This window comes from Acinetobacter sp. 12966 (assembly GCF_031196995.1).
Lineage (GTDB): Bacteria > Pseudomonadota > Gammaproteobacteria > Pseudomonadales > Moraxellaceae > Acinetobacter > Acinetobacter geminorum.
The window spans coordinates 3,197-12,667 of record NZ_JAVIMC010000111.1 but is presented as its reverse complement, the minus strand read 5'-3'; the positions used below and the strand labels follow the sequence as shown (position 1 = coordinate 12,667).

Annotated in this window: 10 protein-coding genes; 8 read left to right on the top strand and 2 right to left on the bottom strand. The window is 41.3% G+C overall.

Translation table 11 applies throughout. The features are described 5' to 3' along the window. The 6 genes from RFW85_RS16545 to RFW85_RS16520 form a co-directional block, all read left to right on the top strand. Nucleotides 1–367: IS5 family transposase (locus tag RFW85_RS16545; RefSeq protein WP_031962212.1), on the top strand; the 367-nt coding region annotated here is incomplete at its 5' end. Between the two features lie 288 nt (nt 368–655). After that, complete coding sequence (locus RFW85_RS16540; protein ID WP_004695737.1) at nt 656–1,087, top strand: hypothetical protein; 432 nt, start codon at nt 656–658, stop codon at nt 1,085–1,087. Nucleotides 1,088–1,113: 26 nt separating this feature from the next. Continuing rightward, nucleotides 1,114–1,362, top strand: a complete 249-nt coding sequence (locus tag RFW85_RS16535; RefSeq protein ID WP_004695740.1) for a DUF2933 domain-containing protein — start codon at nt 1,114–1,116, stop codon at nt 1,360–1,362. A gap of 20 nt (nt 1,363–1,382) precedes the next feature. Then, nucleotides 1,383–2,033, top strand: a complete 651-nt coding sequence (locus RFW85_RS16530; RefSeq protein ID WP_004281871.1) for an isoprenylcysteine carboxylmethyltransferase family protein — start codon at nt 1,383–1,385, stop codon at nt 2,031–2,033. Nucleotides 2,034–2,044: 11 nt separating this feature from the next. Then, a complete protein-coding gene (locus tag RFW85_RS16525; protein WP_004281870.1) occupies nt 2,045–4,420 on the top strand; it encodes a heavy metal translocating P-type ATPase in 2,376 nt (791 codons plus the stop codon). Next, the gene (locus tag RFW85_RS16520) at nt 4,417–5,700 is read left to right on the top strand and encodes an MgtC/SapB family protein (protein ID WP_005130244.1); all 1,284 of its coding nucleotides are present in this window, start codon (nt 4,417–4,419) and stop codon (nt 5,698–5,700) included. The genes RFW85_RS16525 and RFW85_RS16520 overlap by 4 nt, the downstream gene beginning before the upstream one ends. 38 nt (nt 5,701–5,738) lie before the next feature. On the opposite strand, the gene RFW85_RS16515 is transcribed toward RFW85_RS16520, so the two are convergent. Together RFW85_RS16515 and RFW85_RS16510 are read right to left on the bottom strand one after the other, a co-directional pair. After that, complete coding sequence (locus tag RFW85_RS16515; RefSeq protein WP_309171712.1) at nt 5,739–7,139, bottom strand: heavy metal sensor histidine kinase; 1,401 nt, start codon at nt 7,137–7,139, stop codon at nt 5,739–5,741. Beyond that, entirely contained in the window at nt 7,132–7,812 is a 681-nt protein-coding gene (locus tag RFW85_RS16510; protein WP_005130242.1) for a heavy metal response regulator transcription factor, read from the bottom strand. Before RFW85_RS16510 ends, RFW85_RS16515 begins: the two co-directional genes overlap by 8 nt. A 148-nt stretch (nt 7,813–7,960) precedes the next feature. Here RFW85_RS16510 and RFW85_RS16505 point away from each other — a divergent pair, with 148 nt between their 5' ends. Together RFW85_RS16505 and RFW85_RS16500 are read left to right on the top strand one after the other, a co-directional pair. Continuing rightward, nucleotides 7,961–8,257, top strand: a complete 297-nt coding sequence (locus RFW85_RS16505; RefSeq protein WP_005006338.1) for a hypothetical protein — start codon at nt 7,961–7,963, stop codon at nt 8,255–8,257. An 89-nt stretch (nt 8,258–8,346) separates the two neighbouring features. After that, a partial coding sequence (locus RFW85_RS16500; RefSeq protein ID WP_309171711.1) for a multicopper oxidase domain-containing protein occupies nt 8,347–9,471 on the top strand: 1,125 nt, incomplete at its 3' end.

Genomic DNA, 9,471 nt, shown 5'->3' with positions numbered 1-9,471 from the left:
TGACTCCGTCTATACCGATGGAGCTTATGATACCAAACAGTGCCGACAGGTCATTGCGGATAGGCAAGCACATGCAGTGATTCCACCAAGAAAAAATGCGAAGCCATGGAAAGATAAAAAGATGGGCTCGCTAGAACGCAATGAGTTGCTTCGAACAGTTAAACGTTTAGGAAGAACTATTTGGAAGAAATGGTCAGGCTATCATCGGCGAAGTTTGGTTGAAACCAAGATGCATTGCATCAAATTATTGGGGGATAAACTCAGTGCGAGAAATTTTCAAAGCCAAGTCAATGAGATTCATGCACGTATGGCAGTATTAAATAAATTTACGGACTTAGGCAGACCACATACCCGAGTTGTCACTTAAATTTGAGTAGATATGAGAAGTCTTAACTTTTAAATCTTTGTGCAACAAAGCCGTTTTAAAAGATTAATATTAAATAAAATTTTTGTCATCTCAGCATAGACTATATATTTCGAGAAGATCTCAAAATTACATTTTTGTCATTTTTAAAAATAATTAATTAATAGTGCTAAAATTTTTAAGAGAGACAGAGAATAACCAAAAATTTCATCAGTTTAGTAGTCAAATTCCTAGACTCTGTTCAGTACTAAAACATAGCTTTTACTTCCAAATTATTTAAAGGAAAAAATTATGATGAAATTCAAAAACATTTTTTTGGGCTTATGTATCGCAGCCGCGTCATTGAATACATTTGCACAGCAATCCGATGAACACAAAGATCACCACCCTGAAAAAACAGCACCATCTGCAGTAACAATTAAGCAAACAGTTACCAGCACCACTGCTACAGATAAAATGGCTGCAATGGATCAACACATGAAGGCGATGCAAGCCATGCATGAGAAGATGATGGCTGCAAAAACCCCACAAGAACGTCAGAAACTTATGGCTGAGCACATGAAACTCATGCAAGGAGGTATGAGTATGATGAAACAGATGGGCAGCCAAAGCATGAATGCAAATATGGCTGACCGTCAGCAGATGATGGAAAAACGTATGGACATGATGCAATCCATGATGCAGATGATGATGGACTGTATGCCTCCGTCAGCAACTAAATAGTTACCCATGAATTAGGGGAAAGCACCATGAATCACCAACACCAAGAAAATAATTCAGTACCTAACTTTTGGTCTACACGTTATGCCATTGGTCTAATCGTGCTGGGTGGTATCGCAGCTTATTTTCTATTAACGGAACATTTAGCCCACGTTATCGGTGCTTTGCCTTATTTATTCCTTTTAGCGTGTCCACTGATGCATATTTTTATGCATGGTGGTCATGGGCATAACCACTCGCAGCAAAAAAAATCCGATATATCTGATAACAAAAAATAGCTCTTATCAGGAGATCCATCATGAATCATGCGGAATCGGCTTATGGTTTATGGACGCTGGTTATCATTAACTCAGCAGTTTTTATCATGTTCGCTTTCAGTTTTTTTAGACCTTCCACTGCGCGCGATTGGCGTACATTTGGGGCCTTTTCGGCTTTTATCATTGCTCTATTTGTCGAAATGTATGGTTTTCCTTTAACCATTTACCTGTTATCTGGTTGGCTTCAAACTCGCTTCCCTCAACTTGACTTACTTTCTCATAATGCAGGTCACTTGTGGTCAACGCTATTAGGTGAAAAAGGTGATCCACATTTTGGCATTTTGCATATCGCCAGTTACGTTTTCTTGGGCTATGGATTTTACCTGTTATCAACGTCATGGCACGTGCTGTACAACGCGCAACGTCAGCATTCTTTAGCGATCACAGGCCCTTATGCACGTATACGTCACCCACAATACGTGGCTTTTGTGATGATCTTGCTGGGTTTTTTATTGCAATGGCCAACTTTACTGACACTGATTATGTTTCCAATCCTACTCTTAATGTACAGCCGCTTGGCAATTAAGGAAGAGGCTGAAATGAGTAAACAGTTTGGCGCTGTCTATGACAGCTATGCTCAACAGACTCCGAGATTTATTCCAAAATTCGGCCATAAAACCACTTTACCATAAGAGAATTATTTATGTCAGATCAAAAAAATCATAACCAGGACCATATGGCACAGGCTACAACAGACGTACTGAAAGACCCAGTCTGTGGTATGACCGTCACTGAAGAATCGAAATACCATGAGGAATTTAAGGGGAAAACTTACTTTTTTTGCAGTGATAAATGTCAATCAAAGTTTCATAGCAGCCCGGTGCAATATATCGCTAAACCCGCAACGACGACTGCCGATGCACATACACAGCATCATCAGACTGTTCAACACGTTAATGCGGCAAGCACAACAGGTACGACCATCTATACATGCCCAATGCATCCAGAAATCAGGCAAGATCATCCTGGAAACTGTCCTAAATGCGGAATGACACTGGAGCCACTCATTCCTGAATTAGAGGAAGATGAGAATCCGGAGTTACGTGATTTCCGCCGACGCTTCTGGTGGACACTGCCATTGACCATCATCGTGACTTTTTTGGCGATGTTTGGTCATCAAATGAACCTGTTCAATATGGCTGTTCAGAGCTGGATTGAACTGGTGTTGTCACTCCCAATTGTACTTTGGGCAGGTTGGCCATTTTTTTCCCGGGGTTGGCAATCGGTTGTGAATCGCAGCCCGAACATGTGGACGCTGATTGGTTTGGGCACTGGAGCTGCATTTATTTATAGTGTGGTCGCAACCATTGCACCGCAAATCTTCCCAGACTCATTTATTTCCATGGGTCGTGTCGCTGTTTACTTTGAAGCTTCAGCGGTCATCATTTCATTGACCCTACTGGGACAAATATTGGAGTTAAAAGCACGTTCGCAAACTTCTGCTGCAATTAAGTCACTCCTTGGGCTCGCTCCTAAAACAGCTCGCCGAATCCTGCCTGATGGAACTGAAGAAGATGTTCCTCTAACGCATGTCCATGTAGGAGATTTACTCAGAATTCGCCCAGGTGAAAAAGTGCCTGTGGATGGTGTAATCACTGAAGGAAGTAGTTCAGTGGATGAATCGATGCTGACAGGTGAACCTTTACCTATCACTAAACGCATCGGTGATAAAGTCATTGGTGCTACCCTGAATACCAATGGTTCCCTAATCATGCGTTCAGAGAAAATTGGTTCAAGTACCATGTTATCCCAGATCGTACAGATGGTGGCGCAAGCTCAACGATCGAGAGCACCAATGCAACGCATGGCTGATCAGGTTGCAGGTTGGTTTGTCATGGCTGTAGTAGCCATTGCCTTGCTTACCTTCTTTGGATGGGGACTGTTCGGCCCAGAAGAGTCGAGCTGGGTTTATGCATTAATCAATGCTGTGGCAGTACTCATTATTGCCTGTCCTTGTGCACTAGGCTTGGCAACTCCAATGTCTATCATGGTTGCAACGGGTCAAGGTGCTACTCATGGTGTGTTGTTCCGCGATGCAGCAGCCATTGAGAATCTACGCAAGATTGACACACTAATCATCGATAAAACAGGTACGTTAACTGAAGGACGCCCTGTATTCGATCGTGTGGTTGCCGCATCAGGTTTCGATGAATCTGAAGTATTACGTTTAGCCGCCAGTCTTGATCAAGGCAGTGAACACCCGCTAGCCGAAGCGATTGTAAACGCAGCACACGAACGTGGCCTGCCTCTTGAAACACCAGATAATTTTGAATCAGGCTCAGGGATTGGTGTTCGAGGTCAAGTGGGCGATCGTCAGTTAGCTTTGGGCAACACAGCACTGATGGAGCAATTAGGTATCTCGGTACAATCTCTGATTCCGCAAGCCGAAGAGCTGCGTTCAGAAGGTGCAAGTGTGATGCATCTAGCCATCAATGGTGAATTGGCCGGCCTGCTTGCAGTATCCGATCCCATCAAAAAAAGTACCCCTGAAGCACTTGCCACCCTGAAGGAAGCTGGACTACGTATCGTGATGGCAACAGGAGATGGTCTCACCACTGCCCGTTCAGTCGCATCACGTCTGGGTATTGATGAGGTACATGGTGAAGTTAAACCCGCAGATAAACTCGAACTTGTCAGCAAATTGCAGAAGCAAGGTCGCATCGTGGCAATGGCCGGCGATGGCATCAATGATGCACCAGCCTTGGCTAAAGCTGATGTCGGTATCGCTATGGGGACCGGAACTGATGTCGCAATGAATAGTGCTCAAGTTACCTTGGTCAAGGGAGATTTACGCGGTATCGCGGTTGCCCGTTCACTTTCGGAAGCTACTGTTGGCAACATGAAACAGAACCTCATGTTTGCTTTCCTTTATAATGCCTTGGGTATCCCAATAGCAGCTGGCGTACTCTACCCATTTACCGGTTGGTTGTTGTCACCCATGATTGCGGCCTTGGCCATGAGTTTTAGCTCCGCTTCAGTGATCACCAATGCCCTTCGCCTGCGACATAAAAAGCTATGATAGAGAGTCTTTTTCTTCCACCAGATGTATCAGGCCTGATTGCAGCACTTGCCATCGGCCTGCTCATTGGTTTAGAACGAGGATGGAATGATCGTGAACTGCCAGAAGGCAGCCGAGTAGCAGGCCTACGTACCTTCACATTGACAGGATTACTCGGAGGAGTGCTCGGTCATTTACAGCCAAACTTTGGGCCTTGGCCACTAGTCGCAGCCGTATTAGGGCTTTCCCTTTTACTTACGGTATCCTACGCGCGTACCGCAAAAATTTCCGGTAATTTAAGCGCTACCACGACGATCGCGATGCTGTTGACATTAGTTTTAGGTGCATATGCATCCCATGGTAATGTTACTTTAGCATTAACCGCGGCTGTCATCGTGGCTGTATTTTTGGATCTCAAGCCAACCTTACATGGTTGGTTACGCTTGATCGAACATCGTGAATTAACCGCATCCCTGCAGTTACTGGTACTTTCTGTCGTTATATTACCTTACTTACCCAATACGGGTATGGGACCTTTTGCTGCATTAAATCCTTACCAGTTATGGTGGGCAGTGATCCTGATTACCGGACTCTCTCTGGCAGGTCATTTTGCCATGCGGCTCACCGGTTCAGAAAGAGGCATACTCTGGACAGGTCTATTGGGTGGTTTGGCATCTTCTACAGCTGCAACTGTCGCACTGGCACGCTATACACGCCAGCACCCCGTCATGGTCAGTGCTGCTATTTCTGGAACATTGGCTGCCTGTGGCATCATGTTTTTTCGTATGGTTGTGCTGATAGGCGTCATTGAGCCAGCATTGCTAAGCACTTTTGGTGGTGCAATGATGATTGCGGGAATCCTTCTGCTGGGTATGGCATTGTGGAGACAACGCCAAATTACCAGCGCTGAAAACAACGATCGAACAATAGAAGCAATGGCTCCTTTTGATCTTGGGACAGCATTCAGCTTCGCTGCTTTCCTGGCTGTCATGGCAGTCTTGGTCCCGGCAGCAAAACAATGGTTGGGCACCAGCGGCATCTTCGTATTATCGACTATTTCTGGGCTAGCAGACGTAGATGCTATTTTAGTCTCACTTGCCCGCCTGCATAGTACTGAAGGCTTAACAACAAATGTGGCTGCTGTCGCGCTAGGGCTGGCCACACTGAGCAACATGTTAAGCAAAGCGACAATTGCATGGATGACAGGGGGGGCACAGTTTGGCCGAGCTATCATATTTGGCTACACAATTGCCATGATAGGTGCTGGCGTAGCTCTGGCTCTCAGTTTGAGCTTTATGTAAGGTCAACTCGGGTAAATGGAAGATGTTCAAAAAATGAGTTAAAATGATTCCCCTTGCATGGATTCACTTTGAAAAACAATGGTAAAAATGATTCGACCATTGAGGGATTCAGCCTGGATGGTCGCCCCAAGCATATCAAGAATAGATTTTGTTATCGCGAGCCCTAAGCCGGTTCCTTCTTCTGTTCTTTGTCTAGATGCATCTGTTCGATAAAATCGATCAAATAACCTGGATAGTTGTTCAGGAGAGATTTCAGGGCCTTCATTTTCAATTGAAAATATCGTGTTATCTAAATTCTGTTGAAGTTTTATGCGTATTGTAGAATTCTTATTTCCATATTTAACTGCATTAGATAATAGATTGCTGAGTGCTCGACGTAACATAGCAGGATCACCTTTGACATTTCCAGATCCTGTTTGTTGAAGCGTCATATTTTTTTCGGCAGCTAGCGCATCATAGAAATCAAATAAGGCTGTAACTTCTTTAACCAGGTCAATATTCTGTAAGTTCTGTAATTTTAGGCCATGTTCTGCTTTTGCCAAGAAAAGCATATCGGATACCATTCGAGCCAAACGTTCTAATTCTTCTAAATTAGAAAATAGTACTTCTTGATAGGTACTGGTATCTCGTTTACGGGCAAGACATACTTGAGTTTGAGTCATTAAGTTATTAATCGGTGTTCTAATTTCATGCGCTAAATCAGATGAAAAATCGGAAAGCCTTTCTAAAGCTGATTCTAGTCTGTCGAGCATATCATTGAAGGCAATTGCTAATGATTTTAGTTCTGTTGGTGTGTGCTCAACTTCTAAACGTTCTGAAAGATGTTGGGCAGAAATGCCTTCTGCGACCTTAGCCATTTTTTGCACGGGTCTTAAACCTCTCCAGGTTGCAAACCAGCCTAAAAACATTAAACAAATCGTACCGGCTAAACCAATGTAAAAAAGTTGACGCTTAAAATCATTTAAAAAATGTAGATGTTCAGATGTATCGATCCCCACAATAATGCGTACAGATTGTATTTCAGTATTTTTGTTTATATCCGTGTTGTAGATCATGCCACGATAGGTCTTATTCTTAATTTTCCATTTAATCCAAGGGTTATTTGCTGACTTGATTAACTGTTGAGTATTAATGATTGAAGATGCTGAACTAAATAAAATCTGACCTGCCGGTCGTTCTATTTGGACCAAAAGATCATGGTGTCCAACTAAAGCATCTTTCAAATATAGATCAAGTTCTGGAGAATTTTTAGGATGCTGTTGGAGAAGATTCTGAATAAGCTGGATTTTACCTTCTAATTGGGTACGATCTTGCGTTTCAAAATGATGCATCACTAATTTATGGATGAAAAACCCCATCATAATGAGAATGCATATAGTCGATAATGAGAAAATAATACCAATACGAAAACTGATAGATTTGAATAATTTATTATTCATCTTCTACCTCTAATACATACCCCATTCCTCTAATATTTTGAATTAACTTAGGGGTAAAATTACTATCTACTTTATTTCTTAATCGTTTAATAGCGACTTCAACTACATTTGTATCACTATCAAAGTTCATATCCCAAATTTGAGATGCAATAAGTGCTCTTGGTAGAATTTCACCTCTTCTACGCATAAAAAGCTCCATAAGCGCAAATTCTTTAGCCGTCAGATCAATGCGTTGACCTGCTCGTGTTACCCGACGTTTTCTCAAATCAAGTTCTAAATCAGCAATCTTAATAATATTATTATCTTCTCTTTGTTGCCCTCGTCTAAGGAGCGTTTTTATTCGAGCTAGAAGCTCTGCAAAAGCAAAAGGCTTTACTAAATAATCATCAGCGCCTAACTCTAAACCTTTTACTCGATCTTCGATTTGATCTCGGGCGGTAAGAAAAAGAATGGGCATTGTTTTACCGCTGCTACGAATATCATTGATAATATTCCAACCATTTAGTCCAGGTAACATCACGTCTAAAATAATTAAGTCATACTCTTCAGAAAGAGCTTGATGTTTACCCGTTAACCCATCTATAACCCAGTCCGTAATATAGCCAGCTTCGGATAAACCTTGCTTGAGATAATCACCAGTTTTTTGTTCATCTTCAACTAATAGTATTCTCATTTCCGAATCCTAAGTCATTCATTAAAACTATAATAACGTTATAAAACATCTGATCGAGATAGATTACAAAAATGTCATTTTCAAGTCACTTAGATGTTCAGTGCTTCACTTTATTGTAGTAGCAAGAAATTAACTTTTAGAGAAACTTATGAAAACTGTAGTGCGTCGTAGTCTAACAATTTTAATGTGTGCTGGAACTTTAATTGCTGGTACTCAATCTTGGGCAAAAGATGTATCAACCTCAAGTGCCACTAAAACGGTAAAAGCACAGGAACCTTGTACAAAACCTTGTAAAATGGAAAAAGATGACAAGACTCAGCAAGATCATAGTCAACATCAGTCTCCTAACTCATCTGACATGTCAAAAATGGATCATTCTATGATGAATATGGACCATTCTAAAATGGATCATTCAAAGATGAATATGCCTGGTAGCAATAAATAATTTTATAAATAGCGAGAAAGAAGTATTAAAGTTTATACTAAATATTTGCTTTATTACTTCAATCTTGACCTTTCTAAAGGTGAGATAGAATGTCAAAAAAGTTAAGTCATATACTCTTAATTGGAGTTGGTTTATTTTCATCAACTTGGGTAATGGCGGCAGTTAAAGAATATGATTTAACAATCGCTGAACAAACTGTAAATATCACAGGAAAACCAGTTGAGAGAATTACTGTAAATGGTAAATTCGTTGCACCACTTCTTGAATTTGAAGAAGGTGATGAGGCCGTTATCCGTGTTCACAATAAGTTAAAAAATCAGGACTCTTCAATCCATTGGCATGGCTTATTATTACCTGGAATTATGGATGGTGTACCTGGATTTAACAAATTTAATGGCATTGCCCCTAATAAAACTTATGAATATAAGTTTAAAGTCCGCCAAAATGGTACTTATTGGTATCATTCACATAGTAAAGGACAAGAACAAGACGGTTTATATGGTGCTTTTGTTATTTATCCTAAAGATAAAACTCCACTAACAGCTGCTGAAAAAACCGATAAAGATTACGTTGTTTTGCTTTCTGATTTTCATAATTCAACAAGTGATCAAATTATGAAAAATCTTAAAAAAGAAGCAGATTACTATCAGAACCGTCGCGAAACAGTATTCGATGTATTAAAACAAGTTAAACGTGATGGATTAAAGGCAACTTGGCAAGACCGCTCTATGTGGAATCAGATGCGGATGTTGAAAACAGATATGTCCGATGTGACTGGTTATACATTTTTAATGAATGGCAAAACACCTCAGCAAAACTGGACCGGTAACTTCAAAGCTGGTGAAAAAGTTCGCCTTCGTTTTATTAATGCTTCCGCTATGTCATTCTTTGATGTACGCATTCCAAACCTAAAAATGACTGTAGTCAGTGCTGATGGTCAACCTGTAAAGCCCGTTCCTGTAGATGAGTTCCGTATTGGTACTGCTGAAACCTATGATGTCATTGTGGAACCAAAACAAGCACATTACCAAATTGAAGCTGAATCTATTGATCGTACCGGTTTTTCAGTGGGAACATTACATGAAGAAAGCAGCCCAGCAGTCAAACAAATTGAGATGCCTAAATCTCGCCCTCGTGCTTTATTAACTATGGAAGATATGGGGATGAGCCATGACATGTCATCTATGAAAGATATGAATCACGATATGTCTTCT